The organism is Pseudomonadota bacterium, from assembly GCA_039196715.1.
Classification (GTDB): Bacteria; Pseudomonadota; Gammaproteobacteria; order CALCKW01; family CALCKW01; genus CALCKW01.
The window spans coordinates 1-20,406 of sequence record JBCCUP010000057.1 but is presented as its reverse complement, the minus strand read 5'-3'; the positions used below and the strand labels follow the sequence as shown (position 1 = coordinate 20,406).

19 protein-coding genes are annotated in these 20,406 nt (G+C 66.0%); 14 read left to right on the top strand and 5 right to left on the bottom strand.

Annotated features, from left to right (window positions below):
• Positions 1-19 precede the first annotated feature (19 nt).
• Complete coding sequence (locus AAGA11_16765) at positions 20-2,482, top strand: FAD-dependent oxidoreductase (GenBank protein ID MEM9604520.1); 2,463 nt, start codon at positions 20-22, stop codon at positions 2,480-2,482.
• Between the two features lie 35 nt (positions 2,483-2,517).
• Here the strand turns inward: AAGA11_16765 and AAGA11_16760 are convergent, their stop codons facing one another.
• Positions 2,518-3,429 carry a LysR family transcriptional regulator gene (locus tag AAGA11_16760; GenBank protein ID MEM9604519.1) on the bottom strand — a complete coding sequence of 304 codons (912 nt, stop codon included), beginning with the start codon at positions 3,427-3,429 and terminating at the stop codon, positions 2,518-2,520.
• Positions 3,430-3,559: 130 nt separating this feature from the next.
• On the opposite strand from AAGA11_16760, the gene AAGA11_16755 reads away from it, so the two are divergent.
• Entirely contained in the window at positions 3,560-4,297 is a 738-nt protein-coding gene (locus AAGA11_16755; protein ID MEM9604518.1) for an SDR family oxidoreductase, read from the top strand.
• Between the two features lie 34 nt (positions 4,298-4,331).
• On the opposite strand, the gene AAGA11_16750 is transcribed toward AAGA11_16755, so the two are convergent.
• Positions 4,332-5,060: an alpha/beta fold hydrolase gene (locus AAGA11_16750; GenBank protein MEM9604517.1), complete on the bottom strand. Its 729-nt coding sequence runs from the start codon at positions 5,058-5,060 to the stop codon at positions 4,332-4,334.
• Positions 5,061-5,219: 159 nt separating this feature from the next.
• Between AAGA11_16750 and AAGA11_16745 the strand changes: the two genes are divergently transcribed.
• From AAGA11_16745 to AAGA11_16735, 3 genes are all read left to right on the top strand, one after another.
• Positions 5,220-6,260, top strand: coding sequence for an amino acid ABC transporter substrate-binding protein (locus AAGA11_16745; GenBank protein ID MEM9604516.1), 1,041 nt, complete (start codon positions 5,220-5,222; stop codon positions 6,258-6,260).
• Between the two features lie 71 nt (positions 6,261-6,331).
• Positions 6,332-7,513 carry an ABC transporter permease subunit gene (locus AAGA11_16740; GenBank protein MEM9604515.1) on the top strand — a complete coding sequence of 394 codons (1,182 nt, stop codon included), beginning with the start codon at positions 6,332-6,334 and terminating at the stop codon, positions 7,511-7,513.
• Between the two features lies 1 nt (position 7,514).
• Complete coding sequence (locus AAGA11_16735) at positions 7,515-8,597, top strand: amino acid ABC transporter permease (protein MEM9604514.1); 1,083 nt, start codon at positions 7,515-7,517, stop codon at positions 8,595-8,597.
• Between the two features lie 22 nt (positions 8,598-8,619).
• Here AAGA11_16735 and AAGA11_16730 read toward each other — a convergent pair whose 3' ends face one another.
• Both AAGA11_16730 and AAGA11_16725 read right to left on the bottom strand, forming a co-directional pair.
• Positions 8,620-9,255 (bottom strand): VOC family protein, encoded by a 636-nt coding sequence (locus AAGA11_16730; GenBank protein MEM9604513.1) that lies wholly within the window; start codon positions 9,253-9,255, stop codon positions 8,620-8,622.
• Positions 9,239-10,447, bottom strand: a complete 1,209-nt coding sequence (locus tag AAGA11_16725; GenBank protein MEM9604512.1) for a PLP-dependent aspartate aminotransferase family protein — start codon at positions 10,445-10,447, stop codon at positions 9,239-9,241. Before AAGA11_16725 ends, AAGA11_16730 begins: the two co-directional genes overlap by 17 nt.
• A 95-nt stretch (positions 10,448-10,542) precedes the next feature.
• On the opposite strand from AAGA11_16725, the gene AAGA11_16720 reads away from it, so the two are divergent.
• The 6 genes from AAGA11_16720 to AAGA11_16695 all read left to right on the top strand — a co-directional run bounded on the left by AAGA11_16720 (position 10,543) and on the right by AAGA11_16695 (position 16,839).
• Positions 10,543-12,858 (top strand): molybdopterin-dependent oxidoreductase, encoded by a 2,316-nt coding sequence (locus AAGA11_16720; GenBank protein ID MEM9604511.1) that lies wholly within the window; start codon positions 10,543-10,545, stop codon positions 12,856-12,858.
• Complete coding sequence (locus AAGA11_16715) at positions 12,855-13,625, top strand: IclR family transcriptional regulator (protein ID MEM9604510.1); 771 nt, start codon at positions 12,855-12,857, stop codon at positions 13,623-13,625. The genes AAGA11_16720 and AAGA11_16715 overlap by 4 nt, the downstream gene beginning before the upstream one ends.
• 96 nt (positions 13,626-13,721) lie before the next feature.
• The gene (locus AAGA11_16710) at positions 13,722-14,993 is read left to right on the top strand and encodes an FAD-binding oxidoreductase (GenBank protein MEM9604509.1); all 1,272 of its coding nucleotides are present in this window, start codon (positions 13,722-13,724) and stop codon (positions 14,991-14,993) included.
• Positions 14,994-15,035: 42 nt separating this feature from the next.
• Positions 15,036-15,791 (top strand): SDR family oxidoreductase, encoded by a 756-nt coding sequence (locus AAGA11_16705; GenBank protein ID MEM9604508.1) that lies wholly within the window; start codon positions 15,036-15,038, stop codon positions 15,789-15,791.
• Between the two features lie 36 nt (positions 15,792-15,827).
• Positions 15,828-16,133, top strand: coding sequence for an NIPSNAP family protein (locus tag AAGA11_16700; GenBank protein ID MEM9604507.1), 306 nt, complete (start codon positions 15,828-15,830; stop codon positions 16,131-16,133).
• Between the two features lie 34 nt (positions 16,134-16,167).
• Entirely contained in the window at positions 16,168-16,839 is a 672-nt protein-coding gene (locus AAGA11_16695; GenBank protein ID MEM9604506.1) for an MIP/aquaporin family protein, read from the top strand.
• A gap of 15 nt (positions 16,840-16,854) precedes the next feature.
• Here AAGA11_16695 and AAGA11_16690 read toward each other — a convergent pair whose 3' ends face one another.
• Positions 16,855-17,283, bottom strand: coding sequence for an Lrp/AsnC family transcriptional regulator (locus tag AAGA11_16690; protein ID MEM9604505.1), 429 nt, complete (start codon positions 17,281-17,283; stop codon positions 16,855-16,857).
• Between the two features lie 151 nt (positions 17,284-17,434).
• Between AAGA11_16690 and AAGA11_16685 the strand changes: the two genes are divergently transcribed.
• The 3 genes from AAGA11_16685 to AAGA11_16675 all read left to right on the top strand — a co-directional run bounded on the left by AAGA11_16685 (position 17,435) and on the right by AAGA11_16675 (position 20,096).
• The gene (locus AAGA11_16685) at positions 17,435-18,490 is read left to right on the top strand and encodes a saccharopine dehydrogenase C-terminal domain-containing protein (protein MEM9604504.1); all 1,056 of its coding nucleotides are present in this window, start codon (positions 17,435-17,437) and stop codon (positions 18,488-18,490) included.
• A gap of 83 nt (positions 18,491-18,573) precedes the next feature.
• Entirely contained in the window at positions 18,574-18,963 is a 390-nt protein-coding gene (locus tag AAGA11_16680; GenBank protein MEM9604503.1) for a BlaI/MecI/CopY family transcriptional regulator, read from the top strand.
• A gap of 5 nt (positions 18,964-18,968) precedes the next feature.
• The gene (locus tag AAGA11_16675) at positions 18,969-20,096 is read left to right on the top strand and encodes a M56 family metallopeptidase (GenBank protein MEM9604502.1); all 1,128 of its coding nucleotides are present in this window, start codon (positions 18,969-18,971) and stop codon (positions 20,094-20,096) included.
• Positions 20,097-20,406: the final 310 nt, after the last annotated feature.

Below are 20,406 nucleotides of genomic sequence, written 5' to 3'. Positions count from 1 at the left end.
CTGACACGAGAGCCCGACCATGCCCGACATCATCACCGACGACACCGCCGGCGACAGCACCCTGCCCAGCCACGCCAAAGTGGTGATCGTGGGCGGCGGCGTGGTCGGTTGCTCGATCCTGTTCCACCTTGCCAAGTTCGGGTGGAAAGACGCCGTGCTGCTCGAACGCGACGAGTTGACCTCGGGCTCCTCGTGGCACGCCGCCGGCCAGATCCACACGATCAGCTCGGACCCCAACATCAGCCGCCTTCAGAGTTACACCATCGACCTCTACCGGGAGATCGAAGAGACCTCGGGGCAGTCGGTGGGCCTGCACATCACCGGCGGTTTCTACGCCGCCTCGACCAAGGCCTGGTACGACTACCTCAAGCGCGAGCGTTCCAAAGCGCGCTACATGGGCCTGCACCAGGAGTTCATCAGCCCGAGCGAACTGGCCGAACGCCACCCGCTGGTCGACCCGAAGCACTACTACGCAGCGCTCTGGGACGACCAGGACGGCGACCTCGACCCCTCCGGCGCGACCTACGCGTTCGCCAAGTCCGCGCGCGTGCACGGTGCGAAGTACTTCACCCACACCCCCTGCACCGCCGTGTCACAACGGGCCGATGGCAGCTGGGATGTCGCCACGCCCAAAGGGTCTATCAACGCCGAACACATCGTCAACTGCGGCGGTCTCTGGGCACGCGAAGTCGGCCACCAGGCCGGTCTCAAGCTGCCCGTGCAGCCGATGGAACACCACTACCTGATCACCGAGGACATCCCGGCGATCGTCGAACGCATGAAGCAGGGCGAGTCCGGCCGCTTGCCCGCCGGTATCGACTACGAGGCGAACATCTACTTTCGCCAGGAGCGTCACGGCATGCTGCTCGGCACCTACGAGCCACGCTCCACCCCCTGGCAAGTCGCCGGCACGCCGGACGACTTCGGCCACGAGCTCCTGCAGCCCGACCTCGACCGCATCGCCGACCGCCTGGAGATGTCCTTCGAGCGGATTCCGACGATCGGCGAAGCGGGCATCAAGAACATCATCAACGGCCCGTTCACCTTCGGTCCGGACGGCAACCCGATGATCGGTCCGGTGCCGGGCCTGCGCAATTACTGGTGCGCTGTCGGCGTCATGGCGGGCTTCTGCCAGGGCGGCGGCGTCGGCCTCACGCTGGCGGAGTGGATGATCGACGGTGAGCCCTCGATTGACGTCTGGGCGATGGACGTCGCCCGCTTCGGCGACTGGGCCTCGCCCGACTGGGGCACGGTCAAGTCGAGCGAGAACTACGAGCGCCGCTTCGTGATGACCTTCCCGAACGAAACCCTGCCCAAGGGGCGCTTGCAGCAGACCACCGCGCTGCACGACCGCCTGGTCGCCAAGGGCGCGCGCATGGGGCAGGCCTTCGGACTCGAACACGCCCTGTGGTTCGCCGACGGGCCCGACGACGCCTGGGAGGACCCGACCTTCGAACGCAACCGCTCGCACGACTACGTCGCGCGCGAAGTCGCAGCAGTGCGAACCGGCGTGGGCGGCATCGAGATCGCGAACTTTGCCAAGCACGCGGTCCGGGGGCCCGGGGCACGCGCTTGGCTCGACCACACCCTCGCCGGTCACATTCCGAAACCCGGTCGCATCGCCCTCTCGCCGATGCTGACACCGCAGGGCCGCCTGTACGGCGACCTGACCGTGGCGTGCTACGGCGACGAGGACTTCATGCTGTTCGGCTCTGGCGCGATGCAGGACGCGCACAGCCGCTTCTGGGCGCAGACGCTGCCCGACGGCGTAGACCACGAAAACCAGACCGCCGACTGGCACGGCATCGCGCTCTCGGGCCCGCACTCACGCGCGCTGCTGCAACGCATCACCCGCGACGATGTCAGTGCCAACGCGCTGGCCTTCCGCGACACCCGCCGCACCCACGTGGGCGGGGTGCCGGTGGTGCTCAACCGCCTGAGCTTCTCGGGCGAGCTCGGCTTCGAGATCTACTGCCGACCGCCCTACCTGCTCAAACTCAGCGAGGCGATCGAAACCGCGGGCGCCGACCTTGGCTTCCGCTGGTACGGTAACCGCGCCCTGATGTCGCTGCGCCTGGAAAAAGCCTGGGGTGCCTGGGGGCTCGAGTTCCGGCCCGATTTCAACGCCATCGAAAGTGGCATGGACGTGTTCATCAACTGGAACAAGGACTTCGTCGGCAAAGCCGCGACCGAGCAAGCGCGGGCCGAGGGTGTGACGCGTCGGCTGGTGACATTGGTCATCGACACGCCGATCGACGTGACACTCGACGAAGCCGTGCTGGTCGGTGACACCGCAGTCGGGTACATCACCTCGGGCGGCTACGCGCACCACGTCGGCAAATCGATGGCCATGGCGTACGTCGCGAACCAACACGCCACAACCGACGCCGAGCTCCACGTCGAGATCCTCGGCGAGCGCTACCCTGCGACCGTGCAGGCCGCGCCGCTGTACGACCCGACCGGGGCGTTGATGCGGGGTTGAGCACCAGCGAATTGCCAGGCGCGCACCGCGCTCGCTCAGCGCGCTGCCGCCTCGATCAGCAACCGGGTGAGCGCTGCAGTACGCGGGTTGCGGTCGTCGCCGGCACGCCAGGCGACCGAGACGTCGAAGCGCGGGCCGTCCAGGGGCAGTGGCCGCGTCGCCATCGTTGACAGGCGGGGGCACGAGCGCACGAACCGTTCCGGCAGACTGGCGATCAGCGGGAGCGACTCGAGCAGGTAGGCACTCTGCAGGAAGTAGGGCGTGGTCACCGCCACCCGTCGCTGCAAGCCCTCTGCCGCCAACAGCCCGTCGACAAAGCCGACCGGTGACCCGTCGAGCGACACCAGCAGGTGGTCGTGCGCGACGTAGTCGTCAAGTGTCATCGGGTCCGGCAAGTCGCACAGCGCCGCGTTGAACACGCAGACATGCCGGTCCGAAAAGAGCGTACGCCTGCGGATGTAGGGCACCACGTCGGGGAAGAGGCCAATGGCCGCGTCGACCGAGCCGTCGGACAGCATCGCCATGGCATCGGACTTGTCGGCCCGGCGTATCGAGAGGTTTGCGGCGGGCATCGACGACGCCATGGCCACCATCAGCTCGGGGATAAACAACGCCGCAGCGTAGTCCGAGGCACCAATGAAAAAACGCGTGTCAGTCGTTGCCGGATCGAACTGTTGCGGCCCGAACAGGCTGTGCTCGATCTGACCCAGCGACGCCCGAATGGGCCCGATGATCTCCAGTGCGCGTGGCGTGGGTTGCAAGCCACCGGGGCCCCGCGTGAACAACGCGTCCTGAAACGTCAGCCGCAGCCGTGCCAATGCCTGGCTCACGGCCGGCTGACCCACCCCCAACGCTTTCGACGCGCCGGTGACGCTGTGGTGCCGATCGATCTGGTCCAGGACCTTCAACAGGTTCAGGTCGACCGAAGATAAATTAGTTTGACGCATTACACATTCTAATAATGCATTTCACTAATACTCAAGCCATCCCTATTCTGCGCTTCAACGGCTGGACATCTCGCTCGACCTGAACAGCTCACTGCGACGACCGGACTCACACTGACAGAGGGAACAGACCATGATCACACTGGAAGGCAAAACCGTTCTGGTGGTGGGCGGCGCGACCGGTATCGGCCGCGCGACCGCCGAACTTGCTGCAGCACTCGGCGCCCAGGTCGTGCTTTCGAGCCGCTCCGAAGCAAAGCTGAACGCCGCCGCGCGGACCATCGGCCCAGCCGCCACGGTCGCCCCGGTCGACATGACGGACGAAGCAGCGGTTCAGGCCTGGGCCGCAGCCCTGCCGGTCATCGACTACCTCGTGATCTCGGCCTCGAGCGCAGCGCACGGACCGTTTGCCACAGCCGAGACCGAACCGCTTCGACGCATGTTCGACGCCAAGTTCTTCGGCCCCTACGTCACCGCGCGCGAAGTGCTGCCGAACATCAGGCCAGGCGGTGCGATCGTGTTGTTTTCCGGCGTGCTCAGTCGCCACCCGGGCGAGAACTGCGCGGGCCTCGGCGCAGTCAACGGCGCCGTTGAAGCGCTGACACGGGCCATGGCGCTGGAGCTCGGCCCCAAGGTGCGGGTGAACTGCCTGTCACCGGGCATGGTGCGTTCTGAGGCCTATGAAAGCGTGCCCGAGGCGGCGCGAGAAGCGATGTACCTGAGCACGGGCGAGAGCCTGCCGGTTGGCCGCGTCGGTGTCCCGCGCGATATCGCCGAGGCGGTCCTGGCGACGCTCACGAACGGCTATCTGACCGGTCAGGTCATCGACGTGGACGGGGGCCACGCCATCCGCCAATACGCCAGCCGGTGACCCGGTGCGGCACCGATGAGCGGTGCCGCCACCATCACGCCAAGGCCATCAAGGCTGCAGCGAGCTCATTCGGCATGTCGACCATGACATCGTGGCTTGTCGGCAAGGTCACGAGTTCCCAGCCGGGCTGGTCTTTCACCTCGGCGGCAAAATGCCGAAAGGGGCTCGGGTTCCAATTGTCCGCCAGGATGTAGACCTTCCGACCGATTGCATCCCCCGCGCCGGACAACAGCACGGGCATCTCAAACGTCGCGAGCGCCTGCGGCACGCAGCGCCGCTCCACCCAAGCGCGGTTGGCTTCGCTGATCCCGAAGACCTCGGCCGGGATCGGCTGCATCAGGCCGCTGCCCCCCTCCTGGGCTGCACCCCGGAAGCCGTCGCGAAACTGCGCGGCCACCTCGGGCGGCAGGGCCTGATCGAGCAGGTCGATCAGTGACTCGCCGTGTTTGGGCACGAATGCGTCGAGGTAGACCAGCGCGCGGATGCGATCCGGCATGCGGTCAGCGAGTTGGGTAATCACCATGCCGCCATAGGAATGGCCGCAGAGGATCACGTCATCGAGCTCTTCGGACTCGATACACCCCATCACGTCGCGCACGTGGGTCTCGAGCGTGATCGCCTCGGAGGCAAGGTGTGCCTTTTCACCGAGGCCGGTGTGCGTCGGCGTGTGCACCGTGTGACCGGCTGCGCGCAACGCCGCTGCGGTGTCGCGGTAGCACCAACCACCGTGCCACGCGCCGTGTACCAACACGAAATTCGCCATCGTCTGTCTCCGCCGGGCGTTGTCCGTACAGCGTACCACTGCAGGCCTGTCGCACGGCATTTGCCGCTGGGTTTCCCGCCTTGACACGCTGCGCCACGGACTGCCATTCTTTATATCAAAACACCTGTGCCATATACCGGAACAACAAAGGAGCGGCAGATGATTACCAAGCTTGTAAAATTGTCGGCGGCAGCGGCCGTCGCGGTGGCAATGCCCTTCGCTGCGGTTGCAGCCGAAGCGGGACCAACCATCCAGAAAATACAGGACCGCGGCACCATGCTGTGCTCGGGCCACAACGGCAGCTACTTCGGTTTCGTCGAAGTGAACGACAAGAACGAGTGGAAAGGGCTCGACATCGACATCTGCCGCGCGATGACCACCGCGATTCTCGGCTCACCCGACAAAGCCCAGATCGTCCCGCTCAGTTGGGCACAGCGGTTCCCGGCGCTGCAGTCGGGCGACGTGGACATCATCATCAAGGCCACCGGCTGGACGATGGGTCGAGACACCGAGCTCGGCTTGCAATTCAGCCTGCCGTATTTCTTCGGCGGCACACAGTTCATGGCACACGGCGACCTCGGCGTCACCCAGGCCAGTGAACTCGACGGCGGCACCATCTGCGTCGAGGCCGGCACCACCATTGAGCGCATCGCATCGAACTACCTCAAGACCCTCGGCGTCGAGCACACCATGGTCAACTATGAAAAAGCCGCCGAAATGCGCGCGGCCTACCTCGCCAACCGGTGTGACGCCTTCGCCGCCTGGGGCCCGTTCCTCGCCGTGTTGCGCGCCACCGAGCTCGAAGACCCGAACGCTCATGTGATCCTCAACGACCAGCTCTCCAACGAGCCGATCGCCGCAGCCATGCGCCAGGGCGACGACAACTTCGTCGACATGGCCAACTGGATGCTCGCTTCCTTGTTGATCGCCGAAGAGGAAGGTGTAACGTCTGCCAACGTTGACGAGATGGCAGCGAACCCGCCGAACCCGAAGGTTGCACGCCTGCTCGGCGCCTCTCCCGGCATGGGTGAGCGTCTCGGCCTGCGCGACACCTGGGCGCGCGAAATGATCGCCGCCATGGGCAACTTCGGCGAAATCTACGAGCGCAACCTCGGCGCGGAATCGCCGTACAAGCTCGAGCGCGGCCTCAACAACCTGTGGAGCCACGGCGGCGTCCTCTACGCACCGATCCTCGACTGAGGCAACACCCGCCTCCGCCGCCGCCCGTCCACCGGGCGGCGGCCCTCTTCACTTCCACCACGCCCTGACCCATGCGCACAGCCAGCCAACCAGACGGGGACGAAGGCAGCGGCAGCCAGCACGAAACGGTGCGCCCAAAAGTGGGCCGACCCTGGCGACTCTGGCTGTGGCAAGCGCTGATCGCCGCGTGCGTGTTGTGGCTGCTCGTCGGCATGGTGTTGAGCACGCAGCGCAACCTGGACACCCTCGGTATCACCAGTGGTTTCGGGTTTCTCGATCGCTCGACTGGCTGGGGGTACTCGTTTTCGCTGATACCCCGGTCAATCGACGACACCTACCGCCGCACCCTGACGATCGGTTTCCTGAACACGCTGTTTCTCGGCCTGCTCTGTATCGCCTTGTCGACCGTTGCAGGTTTCATCATCGGCAGCGTCCGCGACGCGCGCAACCTGGCACTGGCGTCGGTGGCAGCCTGCTACATCCAGTTGTTCCGGAACATCCCGCTTATCCTGCAAGCGGTGTTCTGGTACGCCGCGTTCATTCACCTGCCGGGACCGCGGCAAGCGATGTCGCTCTCGGACCTCGTCTTTCTGTCAAACCGCGGTCTGCTGCTGCCGATGCTGAACGTCCCGCTGTGGGCGGGGCTCGCGCTGCTGGTGGGCTCACTGGCCCTCGCAGCGGGTCTCGTCTGGCGGCGGGTTGCCGTGGTTCGCGCGCTGGTGTTGTGGCTCACCATCACGGTCATCGCGTGCGCTGTCGCAGCCCTGACCCTCGCCCCCGCAGACCAGGGCGCGTGGTCGATACCCGCGCTCAAGGGCTTGCGCTTTCGCGGCGGCCTCACGGTGTCGATGGAGCTTCTCGCGATGGTGGTCGCAATCACCTTGTACAGCTCGGCCTACATCGCCGAGGTGGTGCGCGGCGGCCTCGAGGAAGTACCGCGCGGGCAAATCGAGGCCGGCCAGTCACTGGGCCTGAGCAGCGCGCGCATCTGGTGGGAGGTCAAGCTGCCGCTCGCCTTGCGCAGCATCATCCCGCCGCTCGGCAACCAGTGGATCTTCGTCATGAAGGCCACCACGGTCGGCGTCGCCATCGGGTTCTCGGACCTCTTCATGATCGTCTCCACGTCCATCACGCAATCGGGCCAGACGTTGGAACTGATCGCCTTGCTGATGGCGGCATTCCTCTTGATCAACGTGGCGCTCGCGCGCGTGGTCGACTGGCTGAACGCGCGCATGCAGTTCAAGGGGCACTGAGGTGAACACCGCCACCGCCCCACGCCCCGGCCGCGCCGCACGCCTCGCCGAGACCCTGCGGCGTCGTGCCTTCGCGACACCCGCTGACGCCGCGCTGAGTGTGCTGGTGTTCGCAGGCCTGGGGTGGCTGGGATTCACGGCGCTCGACTGGGCGGTATTGCAAGCCGTGTGGTCGGCCGAGGACGTCGCCGCCTGCCGCGACGCCGCTGGCGCGTGCTGGTCGGTGATCGACGCGCGACACAGGCTGATCCTGTTTGGCCTCTACCCCTTTGATGAGCACTGGCGCTCCACCTTGGCCTGCCTGTGCATCATCGCGACGGTGATCCTGAGTTGCGTACCGGCACTCTGGCGCGGCACGCGACTCGCGGGCCTCTGGGTCGCGGGATTCGCCGCCTACTACCTGCTGATGGAGGGCAGTTGGCTCGGCTTGACGCAGGTGACGACCGACCAGTGGGGTGGCCTGTCGCTGACCTTGCTGCTGTTTTCCTCGGTCGTGTTGCTGGGCATGCCGATGGGACTCGGCCTCGCGTTGATGCGGCGCAGTCAGCTGCCCATCCTGCGCTTCCTGGCCGGGGCCGTGATCGATTTCATCCGGTCGTTGCCGCTGTTGACCACGCTTTTCACTGCCGCGGTGGTCATCCCGATCCTGCTGCCCGAGTGGTTGCAGGGCGACAAACTCTGGCGGGTGATCGTGGCCTTTGCGCTCTTCTTCGCCGCCTACCAGGCCGAAGTCTTTCGCGGCGGCTTCCAGGCGATCCCCGACGGTCAGGTCGAAGCCGGAAACGCACTCGGGCTCAGCCGCTGGGCCGTGTTGACGCAAATCGTGTTGCCGCAGGTGTTCCGCCACGCGCTGCCGGGCACCGTCAACATGGTGGTGGTGACCTTCAAGGAAACCGCAATCGTGATCATCATCGGTTTCTTTGAAGTGCTGGCCTCGGCCGTGGCGGCCTTCGGCACCGGCGAGTGGACGCCCTACTACCTCGAGGTCTACGCCTTCGTTGCGGCGATCTACTGGCTGTTCATCTTCTCACTCGGGCAGTACGGCGAGTACTTGCGTCGGCGCATGCGCATCAGCGCCCACTGAGCACGCCGGCAAGCTGTCCCGATCAGTCGAGCACGACGGCGCCGCTGGGTGTGTCGAACTCGAACGCCAGCGCGTGCGGCCCCTGTTCGAGCACCGCGAGGTGCGCAACACCGAGCGCGGCGAGGGTTTCCGTGAAGCCGTCGGGGTCGGGGTGCGTCAGCCGCACCGCCCTGAGGCGCACGCCCAGGTCCTGTTGCGCCACACTCGGGTGGGGGCCAGGCGACCATTCGATAAACGCCGGAATGAGGCCCTGCTCGGGCAGAGAACCGTCTGCCGGGACGGTCAGCCGCCAGGTGCGATCGCCGCGTTGGAAGTGCACCACCTCACCGAGCGGCACGGGACTCGCCGCGACCACGGCGTCGAGGTCGTCCGTGTTGACGACCCAACACAAGGCGCGCGGTCGAACGGCGATGCGCGCCTGCGTGGCCGGGTCGTCCAGGGTGAACCAGCGCACGCGACCCGGGTCCGGCGCGTCGGGGTCGATTGCGATGAGTTCGAAGAACACGCCGTCGGCGACCCGCATCACGGCGTTGTGCGTGCTCATGGCGTCGTGCTTGGAGCCGGTCGGCACCGTCACGCCGAGTGTGGGCGCCAGCGCAGTGAGGCCTTCGGCAAGACTGGCGGCGCCGATGGCGACATGGTCAATCTGGTTGTTCATGGAGCTGAGCTCCCTCCGAGGTGAGCAACGGCAAGGCGTCGCGAAGATCGTTGATCAGGGTGTCCGGGTTGTCGAGTCCGACATTGAAACGCAGCAGCGGCCCCGGTGCATGCCAGGGACGTGCTGTGCGCACCGGTTCGACCGGCAGCACGAGGCTCTCGTAACCACCCCAGCTCACGCCGATGCCGAAGTGGGTGAGCGCGTCGACAAAGCGCACAACGGCACCCGCCGTGCTCGCGTGAAACACGACACCGAACAGACCGGCGGCGCCAGAGAAGTCGCGTTGCCACGCGGCGTGCCCGGGGCAACTGTCAAACGCCGGGTGCAGCACCTGCGCAACAACGGGCTGCTCCGCCAGCCACTCCGCCACACAGCGGCCGTTGCGGTCGACCTCTCGCATGCGCAGAGCCAGGGTCCTGAGGCCGCGCAGGGCGAGCATCACTTCCTGTCCGCCAACCTTGTCACCGAGCGCGAACACGCACCGCCGTATGCGTTCGTGCAGGTTGCCGTCTGCTGAGGCGATAATGCCAAGCATGGCATCCGAGTGCCCGACGATGTGCTTTGAGCCGGAGTACAACAACACATCCACACCGTGTGTCAACGGCTGGCAGAACACCGGCGAGGCCCAGGTGCCGTCGAGGATGCTGGTAACCCCGTTCTTCGAAGCCAGTGCGGCGACAGCGGGGATGTCAGGCACTTCGAAGGTACCCGAGCCCGGCGCCTCGAACAGGATGGCAGCCGTGTTCGCCTTGAACCGCAGTGCGAGGTCCGCGAGGTTCTGGACATCGACGTATTCCACTTCGACCTGCATGCGCCGCAGCACCGAATCGGCGAAGGCACGGCTGTTACCGTAGACGTTGTCGGCGATCAACAGGTGCTGCCCCGGTTCCAGCAGGGCCAACAGGGCGGACGTGATAGCCGACACACCGGATGACGTCAACGTGACACCTGCCGCCTGCTCGAGCTCCACGAGCGCGCTTTCGAGCTTGAAACTCGCCGCGTTGCCGTAGCGGCCGTAGTACGCTGTCCCGGATTGCAGGCGCGCGGCACGCGCAGCTTCGAAGGCGCCCAGTGTGTCGAACACCCTGGTGGAGCCGAGCTCGATCGGCATGTTGACGTGCCGTCCCTCGATCGGGTCAGGGCGTCCGGCCGCAACCAACCGGTCTGCCAACGTGGGGTCCGAGTCCGCCACACGCACTCCAGGCTTCACAAAGCGAGGAACATGACACCCGTCGGATAATCGTGTCAATATCCGGAATATCTGTTTCTTATAGTGGAACAATTCCGATGCCTGACACCCTGACGGCCAACCACTGGGGCGCCGCGGTCGCCACGGCGCGCGGTGACACGGTCGCATCCGTCCGCGACCACGCCGCCGACCCGGCCGGCTCGGCGTTGAACCGCAACATTGCCAGCAGCCTGTCCGGTCGAGCGCGCATCCTGCGACCCGCCGTGCGCGCCAGTTGGCTCGCACACGGCCCGGGTGCCGCCACCGACCGACGCGGGCGCGAGCCCTTCGTCGAGGTGTCCTGGGACCGGCTGCTGGACCTGCTCGCAGCCGAATTGACCCGCGTGCGAGAGGACTACGGCAACGACGGCCTGTTCGCGGGCTCCTACGGCTGGGCGAGCGCCGGTCGCTTTCACCACGCACAGAGCCAGCTCAAACGCTTCCTCAACTGCATCGGCGGTTTTGTTGCCTCCCGGGGCAACTACAGCTACGAGACGGCCTTGCAGTTCATGCCCTACGTCGTCGGTGACTTCCGCCAGCACGTCAAGGAGACCACCCGCTGGACCGTGGTCGCCCAGCACAGCGATCTGGTGGTGTCCTTCGGTGGCTTGCCGATGCGCAACACCGAGATCAGCGACGGCGGTATGTCAAAACACCGCGCTCGCAGCACGCTACAGGCCTGCAAAAACGCAGGCGTGTCGTTCATCAATGTCAGCCCGCTTCGCGGCGACATCGACGCGGACATCGGCGCCGAATGGCTCGCGCCAAAGCCGGGTACGGACACCGCCTTGATGATGGGCATCGCGCACACGCTGCTGGTGGAAGAGCTGCACGACACGGCATTCCTGGCGCGCTATACCGTCGGCTGGGACAAGGTCGAGGCCTACCTGCGCGGCGCGCCGGACGGCGTCTCGAAAAGCGCAACCTGGGCGGCCGAGCAGTGCGGCATCCCGGCCCACCGGATCGCGCAGCTGGCCCGCGAGATGGCCTCGCAACGCACCATGATCACCACCGCGGCCGGTCTGCAACGCGCCGACCGCGGCGAACAACCGCTCTGGATGACGGTGACCCTGGCGGCCATGCTCGGGCAGATCGGCTTGCCGGGCGGCGGCTACACGATTGCCTACGCGGTCAACGGCAACATCGGCCAGATCAACCGGCCGTTTCGCGCCGGACACCTGCCCCAGGGCGACAACCCGGTCGCGAACTGGATCCCGGTCGCGATGATCAGCGAAATGCTGCTCAAGCCCGGCGCCGAATACCGGTTCAACGGCACGACGCGGCGCTTTCCGGACACCAAGCTCGTCTGGTGGGCCGGCGGCAACCCCTTTCATCACCACCAGGACCTGAACCGCTTGCGCGAGGCCTTTGCACGCCCCGAGACCATTGTCGTCAATGAGATCAATTGGACCGCCACGGCCCGCCACGCCGACATCGTCTTGCCCGTTGCCGCAGCGACCGAAAGGTGGGACTTTGCCGCCGGCCAATCGGACAACGCGCTGATTCCGATGCCGCGTGCCGTCGCCCCGCCCGGCGACGCCCGCGTCGAGTACGACATCTACACCGACCTCGCCGAGCGCTTCGGCGTGCACGACGCGTTCACCGAAGGGCGCAGCGAAACAGACTGGCTGCACAGGCTTTGGGACACCACCCGTGCGATGGCGTCCGACCACGACGTCGACCTGCCTGACTGGGACGATTTCATCGCCGGCGACCTGGTCAGCCTGCCGGACCCTGCGCCGGACCAGGTCTTTCTCGCGGGGTTTCGAGCCGACCCGGTCGCGCATGCCCTGCCGACGCCGAGCGGGCGCATCGAGCTCTACAGCGAGACCCTTGCGGGCTATGCGCTGGACGATTGCCCCGCGCAAGCGACCTGGTTTCCGCCCGCACAGGGGGACGCCGATGGCCCCCTCTCGCTTCTCTCGGGCCAGCCTGCGACACGTTTGCACAGCCAACACGACAACGGCGCGTGGAGTGTGCAACATAAAATACAAGGGCGGGAGCCCTTGCGCATACACCCGGCTGATGCCGCCGAGCGTGGCATCGCCGACGGCGACATCGTCGAACTGTTCAACGCACAAGGACGTTGCCTTGCAGGCGCGCAACTTGACGACGGCATTCGCCCCGGCTGCGTCTTTCTCTGGACCGGCGCCTGGTATGACCCGGACTTCGACGCGCCGCAAGACCGTGATCGACACGGCAACCCGAACGTCCTGACCCGCGATCTGCGCGCCTCGTCCCTGAGTCAGGGTCCTGCGGCGCACGGCGTGCGCGTCGACGTGCAGCGCTTCGAGGGCCCGGTGCCTGCCGTGCGGGCATTCGACCCACCCCCCCTGCAACCGCCGACGAACACACAGGCCAAAGGCAGCGCATGAGCGAGCCCACAACCACACCGGTTCGGGTTGACTCCACCCTGTCCAAGGGTTTGCGCGTACTCGAAGCCCTCGCGAAGAGCCCGTCCGGTCAGGGTGTGACAGCCCTGTCAAAAGAGCTCGATCTGACCAAGTCCAATACCTTCCGGTTGTTGCAGACTCTGTGTGCGCTCGGCTACGCCCGCAGCACGCCGGACAAACGCTACGTCGCCACCCTCAAGACCTGGCAAGTCGGTCGGCATTGTGTCGACAACCTGAACTTGCGTGAGATCGCGCGGCCCGAGATGCAACACCTGGCACGCGAGACCGGCGAGACCATCTACCTCGCGGTGCCCGAGGGCGCACGGGTGGTCTACATCGACAAGATCGACAGCGAAAAACCGATCCGCTCCTGGAACCCGGTCGGCGGCAGCGCTCCGATGCATTGTGTCGGAACCGGCAAGGCCATCCTCGCGCACGAGTACGCCCGGCGGCGCGACCTGATGCAGCACCACTTGAGTCAGCACACCGAACGCACCTTGACCACGCTGGCCGAGCTGGACGTCGACATGGCCGCCACCCTCGAGCGCGGCTACGCCTTCGACACCGGCGAATTTCGCGAGCGTATCCTGAGTTTCGGCGCGCCCGTACTGTTGGCCGACAACCAGGCCGCTGCTGCGCTGGGCGTGTCCTTGCCCGACATCAATCTGCCGGACGGCGATGCAGACCGCTACGGCGCGCTGGTCGCCGAGTGCGCCGCGTCGGTGTCAGCGAAACTGCGACGGGCCTGATTTGTTCCGAATTGTGGAACGCTTTTCCCACATATTGACACCCCTCAACGGCGGTGCAACCCTGTTGCGTGTGTCCCGCCACCCGGTTTGCAGACGATGACCGACCGCCCCATGTCCCTCTGGGACGCGTCCTCCGAAGAGCGTGATTTCAGCGCGCCATTCGCTGCAGACGGTCGCGTGGACGTGGCGATCGTCGGTGGCGGCTTCACCGGTCTCTCGGCAGCCCTGCATGCGCAGGAGGCTGGGCTGACAACCCGGGTGCTCGAGGCGAAGCACATCGGCTACGGCGGTTCGGGCCGCAACGTGGGCCTGGTCAACGCTGCCGCCTGGCTGGCGCCGCAGGACGTGCGTGCGCGACTCGGCGAGGCCTATGGAACGCGCTACGTCGAGCGCCTGGGCGAGGCACCGGCGTACGTGTTTTCGTTGATCGAACAACACCAGATGCGCTGCGAGGCGACGCAGAACGGCACAATCCACGCGGCCCATTCGGCTGCGGGTTTCGAGGACCTGCGCGCACGCAAGGCCGAGTGGGACCGCCTGGGTGCACCCGTCGATCTGCTCGACCGCGACGAGGTCGCCTCGCTGATCGGCTCGCACGCGTTCCACGGCGGCCTGGTCGACCGACGCGCCGGCACGATCAACCCGATGGGCTACTGCCGTGGCCTCGCCCGCGCCGCCCGCGCCGCAGGTGCGACCATCAACACCGGTGTGCGGGTCACCGGGCTCGAGCCAAGCGGCAGCGAGTGGAACGTGATCACCGATCAGGGCGCACTGACGGCGCGCTTCGTGGTGCTGGGAACCAACGCGTACACCGACGCGCTCTGGCCCGGACTCCAGCACAGTTTCACCCCGATTCACTACTTTCAGCTTGCGACCGAGCCCCTCGGCGAGCGCGGCGCCGCCATCCTGCCCCAGCGCCAGGGTCTGTGGGACACCGGCAAGATCATGTTCTCGCTGCGGCGCGACGCAGCCGATCGCATTCTGATCGGCAGCATGGGCACGGTTGTCGGGTCTCGCGACACCGGGCTCTCGCGGCGCTGGGCAACACGGCAACTCGCACGTCTTTTCCCGGACCTGGGCCCGGTCGACTTCGAAGAGGCCTGGCACGGTCGCATCGCCATGACCACCGACCACCTGCCACACATCCACGAACTCGCCCCCGGGCTGTTCACACCGATCGGGTACAATGGCCGGGGCATCACCACGGGCACCATCTTCGGCAAAGCGATGGCCGACGTGTTGACCGGCACCCCGCGAGACGCGTTGCCGCTGCCGTTCAGCGACCTCAAACGCGTCCCGACAGCAGCGGTGATGTCACGCTTCTATCAACTGGGTTTCACAGCCAACCAGGTGGTCAAGAGCCTGTAGGCCCGACCGCCGATTCCGCGAGAGCCGACGAGGACTTCAATCATGTCAGACGCACACCGTATTGCCCTGGTGACGGGCGGCGCACAGGGCATCGGGCTCGCCTGCGCGACGGCGCTCAAGGCCGACGGTTTCCGCGTGGTGCTGACCGACATCAACGCCGAGGCCGTCGCCGACGCCGCGGCCTCGCTTGGCGACGACACCCTGGCAATCGCCAGCGACATGGCCGATCCCGATCAGATCCAGGCGTTGTTCGACCGGGTCGAATCCGAGTGCGGACCGGTGTCCGCGTTGGTGAACAACGCCGGCATCGCGTTGCCGGGCGACTTTCTGAGCTACTCGCTTGAGGACTTTCAGAAGGTACTGGCGCTGAACCTCACCGGTTACTTTGTCACGACGCAACGCGCCGCCAACACCATGATCGCCAAGGGCATCGCCGGCGCGATCGTCAACATGTCCTCAATCAACGCGCAAGTGGCAATCCCCGCGATTCCCGCCTACTGCGCCTCCAAGGGCGGCGTGACACAGCTCACCAAGGTGGCGGCACTGGCCCTAGCCACGCACAACATCCGCGTCAACGCGGTGGGGCCCGGCTCGATCGACACGGAGATGATGGCCGGCGTCAACGCCAACCCCGACGCGATGGCGCGCGTGATGTCGCGAACGCCGCTCCAGCGGGTCGGCGAACCGCGCGAAATCGGGGACGTGGTTGCGTTCCTGGTCAGTGACAAGGCGAGCTACATCACCGGTGAAACCATCAACGTGGACGGCGGCCGACTCGGGCTCAACTACACCTGCTGAGGCCGCCGGCCCGCCCCACCCAGCGACAACAGGCCCATGATCACCTGCTCGATCCGCTACACCGTCGACCCGCTCAAGCTCGCCGAATTCGAGCACTACGCACGCCTCTGGATTCCGCTGGTCGAGAAATTCGGCGGCACTCACCACGGCTACTTCCTGCCGCACGAGGGCGCGAGCGACACCGCGCTCGCGTTGTTTTCGTTTCCGTCGCTCGCGGCCTACGAGACCTACCGCGAACAGGCCGCCGCCGACCCCGAGTGCCAGGCGGCGATGGCCTACTACGCGCAGACGCGGTGTTTCGAGCGCTACGACCGCAGCTTCATGCGGCCCGTGCTCGGCTGATCGGCCACCCCATAACACTCCCTCGGCAACGCGCATGAGCACCTCGCCCTCTTCCGCACAGAAACTCGTGGCCGAGGGCCTTGGCACCGCCGTGCTGCTCGCGACCGTGGTCGGCTCCGGCATCATGGCCGAGCGCCTCGCCGACGGGAGCGTGGCCCTCGCATTGCTCGGTAACACCCTGCCGACCGGCGCCATCCTTGTGGTATTGATCCTGGCCTTCGGGCCGATCTCGGGCGCGCACTTCAACCCGGCTGTCACGTTGGTGTTCCGCCTGCGCGGCGAGCTCGGCACCGCAGAGGGGCTTCGCTACGTCGTTGCGCAGGTGCTGGGCGGTGTTGTCGGGGTCATTGTGGCCAATCTGATGTTCGAGATGCCCGCGGTCAGCGTCTCGACCACCGGGCGTACCGGCAGCGGTCAGTGGCTCGGCGAGTTCGTCGCCACCGCCGGCCTGATCGGCACCATCCTGAGCTGCGTGCGCTACCGGCCCGACAGCGTCGCGCTGGCCGTGGGCCTGTACATCACGGCCGCCTACTGGTTCACGTCGTCGACGTCCTTTGCCAACCCCGCCGTGACCGTGGCCCGCACGCTCAGCGACTCGTTTGCGGGCATCGCACCGATCGACGCGCCCGCCTTCATCGCCCTGCAACTTATCGCCGCCGTACTGACACTGAAGCTCTTCACCTGGTTGCACGCCGACACCGCGTGAGCCCGCACTCGACGGCTACGGTGTCCGCTCGACAGGCGCAAGGCGGATGTGGCATTGCGTGTCTGCCACCGCAGGCAGAACACGGATGCGATCCAGCGTACTGTCGAGCCGCGTGAGCGTGTCGACCCGGAGATCGACAACCAGGTCAAAGGGCCCACTCAGGGTGTGGATGTCGGTGACGGCGTCGATGCGCAGCAACGCCGCACGGGTGTCGCGGTCATCGCTGGCGGTCAATTTGATCAGGGCAAAGGCGCTCACCTGCCGGTCGGCCGCCGCGGGTCCGAGCGCGACGGTGAAACGCTCGATCACACCGGCCGCGATCAACTTGTCGATGCGGTTCTGTACTGTCCCCCGCGACACCTTCAAGGCCTTGGCGAGTGCCGCAGCCGGCGCACGGGCATTCCGTGTCAGGCGCTGCAGCAACGCATGATCAAGGTCATCCATCGGGAAACACGGCTCTGGCGAATCGCCAGTAATCTACCGATTCGCTGCCCGTTTGGCCATTCAGCCTGACACCGCATTCACGCACACTGCCTCGGGGCATCCGCGACTGCGCGGTTGCCCCTGATACACACACGTCACCGGTAGTTGCACTGTGAACCACATCGCTGTCCTCGGATTGGGGCAAGTCGGCTTGCTCGCTGCTCGCCTGCTGCACCGCAGCGGCTTCACGGTACACGGCTACGATCTGACACCGCCCACCGCAGCCACACCGTTTCCGATCAACGCATTGGACACGGGCAATGCCGAGGCGTTGTCGAAGGCTCTGCACCGTGTCGACGCGGTACTCTCCTGCTTGCCGTACCACCTGAACACCGCCGTGGCGCACGCCGCACACGGTGCCGGCATCCACTACTTCGACCTGACCGAGGACGTGCACACCACCGACACGGTGGCTGCACTCGCCGCCGACGCGCGCGGCGTCATGGCGCCGCAATGCGGCCTCGCGCCCGGTTTGGTCGGCGTGGTGGCCGCCGACCAGATCCACGCCTTCGACCACTGCCGCTCGTGTCGGCTGCGCGTTGGCGCACTGCCGCAACACCCCACCGGACTGATGGGCTACGCGTTCAACTGGTCCCCGGTGGGGGTGGTCAACGAATACCTCAATGACTGCCACGTGATCGAAGACGGTGAACACAAGACCGTCTCCGCGATGGAGTGGCTGGAGACCGTGTACATCGACGGCACGCGGCTCGAGGCCTTCACCACGTCTGGCGGGCTCGGCACCCTGTGCGAGACCTACCTGGGTCGGGTGGACAACCTCGATTACAAGACCCTGCGCTACCCCGGACACGCAGAGCTGATGAATTTTTTCTTTCACGAACTCCTGATGCGTGACCGGCGGGAGGAGGCCGGCACCATCCTGGTCAACGCCAAACCGCCCACAGACAACGACGTGGTGTACATCCACGTGGCGACCGAAGGCACGCTTGGCGGCAGACTCAGCCGACGGGAGTTCGTTCGGGTCTACCGACCCTTGACCCTCGACGGCCTGCAGCACACCGCCATTGCGTGGACCACGTCGGCGTCGGCCACGGCCGTGATCGAACTCGTGCGAAACGGCGCACTGCCGCAAGCCGGATTCCTCCGCCAGGAACACATCCCGTTGCATGCCCTGCTGCAGACGCACGCGGGTCGGCTGTTCAGCTGAACAGCGCGCACCCATCAAAAAATGCCTTGAATATCCGCGCCTTGCAAAATACTATTTCTATCATTTACGCACCGGGATCGACGATGCCCAGGCCTAAGGGAAAAAGTGAACTGCTCACCTCCGTTGAGCTCGAGTACATGATGGTGCTCTGGCAGATCGGCGCAGGCACCGTTCGCGAAGTGCTGGACATCCTCAACCGCGGGGAGAAGCGCGCGTACACCTCGGTTGCTACCACCCTTCGGGTGCTGCACGACAAGGGCTACCTCTCGGCGGAAAAGCGCGAGCGCACTTTCGTGTACCAACCCACGCTGAGCAAGACCGACTACGAGGGCAAGTCGTTGCGCAGCCTCGCCAACGCACTCTTTGACGGCGCCCCCACGGCGCTGGTTGCCCGATTGGTCGAAGACGACGCGCTCAGTGACGAGACCATCAAAGAGATCAAAGCGATTATCGACACACGTTTCGGGGGGTGACGGCGATGAACGAGGTTCTGCAAACGATTGCCTTGGCAAACCTGGCGCTGCTGGCGGCTTTCGCCGCCGCCTGGGTGATCGAGTCCAGCCTGAAGCTCACCCCGCTTCGCACCGCGTACACCTTGCGCCTCTACCTCGCCATTGCCGCACTCGCCAGCACCGCGCTGCCGCTGGTGCTCTCGCCGATCAAGACGGCGCTGACAACGGCGATCGACCTCAACGTCACCGACATCGTGGTCTCGCAGTACCTCAAGGGCAACCTCAGCATCTCCGCGACCCACCTGACCGACGCGATCGACGCGAAGAACAGTTTCATCCAGGACCTCACCGGCGCCGGCACCACCGTTTCGGTGCTGTTGCTGAGCGCCTTTGCGGTCGGCGCAGTGCTGCGCGCGGCGTACATCGCGCTCAACTGGGTGCGGGTTCGCCGCATCATCACCACCGGCAGCCGCATCCGTCGCACCCGGCGCGTCGACGTGGTCCTGTCCAACCGCATCCAGGTGCCGTTCTCCACCCGCGGGCTCCACCGCTACAGCATCGTCGTCCCCGCGAGCGTCATGCAAGACCGTCAGGCGGCCGCCATGGTCTTGAGCCACGAGGCGCAACACATTCGCCAGGGCGATGTCGATTGGGAAATTCTGTTGTCACTGGTGTCACCGCTGTTCATCATCAACCCGGCGTTCTACTTTCTGGCCGCCCGCATTCGCCGCTTTCGGGAATACAGCTGCGACACCAATCTGCTCTCGCGCAGCCACATCAACGCCAAGGCCTACTGCCTGTTGCTGTTGCGCGTGGCGGCCAACGCCAGCCGGGCCCGCCGTGGCGACGCGCCCGGCGAGCTCGCCACCAGTGTGCCGTTCATCGGCCGCGAACTGCTCTGGCACCGGCCGACACAGCTCGACCTGCGTCGCCGGGTCATCGCGATCAGTGAACTCAGCGAGGCGCGCGGCGTGACGCACTCCCGGTTGCTGAACCTGGTGCCGGCCGCGTTGCTGACGGTGCTCATGGCGCTGGCGGTGGTCGTGCTCGCAAAGCCCTCGGACTGGAGCCACGACCGCATCATGCTCTCGACGGTGGTCAACCTCGAGCGGCTGGACCGCATCAACACCTTCGGGGTCGAGCCGCTGCGCTGAGTGCGGCGACGGGCGCTGTACCTTTCAGAGGGACGTCATTCGCCCCGTCTCGCCATGGCGAGGACGGCGCTCCCACGGTATCGCGCTCGCCGCAAGCCTCACGGGCGCCAGTCGTCCTCTGTGGGAGCCGCGTTGGGCGCCATTCGCCACGCGCCGTGCGCGGCGAATGGCGCTGTGCCTGTCAGAGAGACGTCATTCGCCCCGTCTCGCCATGGCGAGGACGGCGCTCCCACGGTATCGCGCTCGCCGCAGGCCTCACGGGCGCCAGTCGTCCTCTGTGGGAGCCGCGCCGTGCGCGGCGAATGATCTG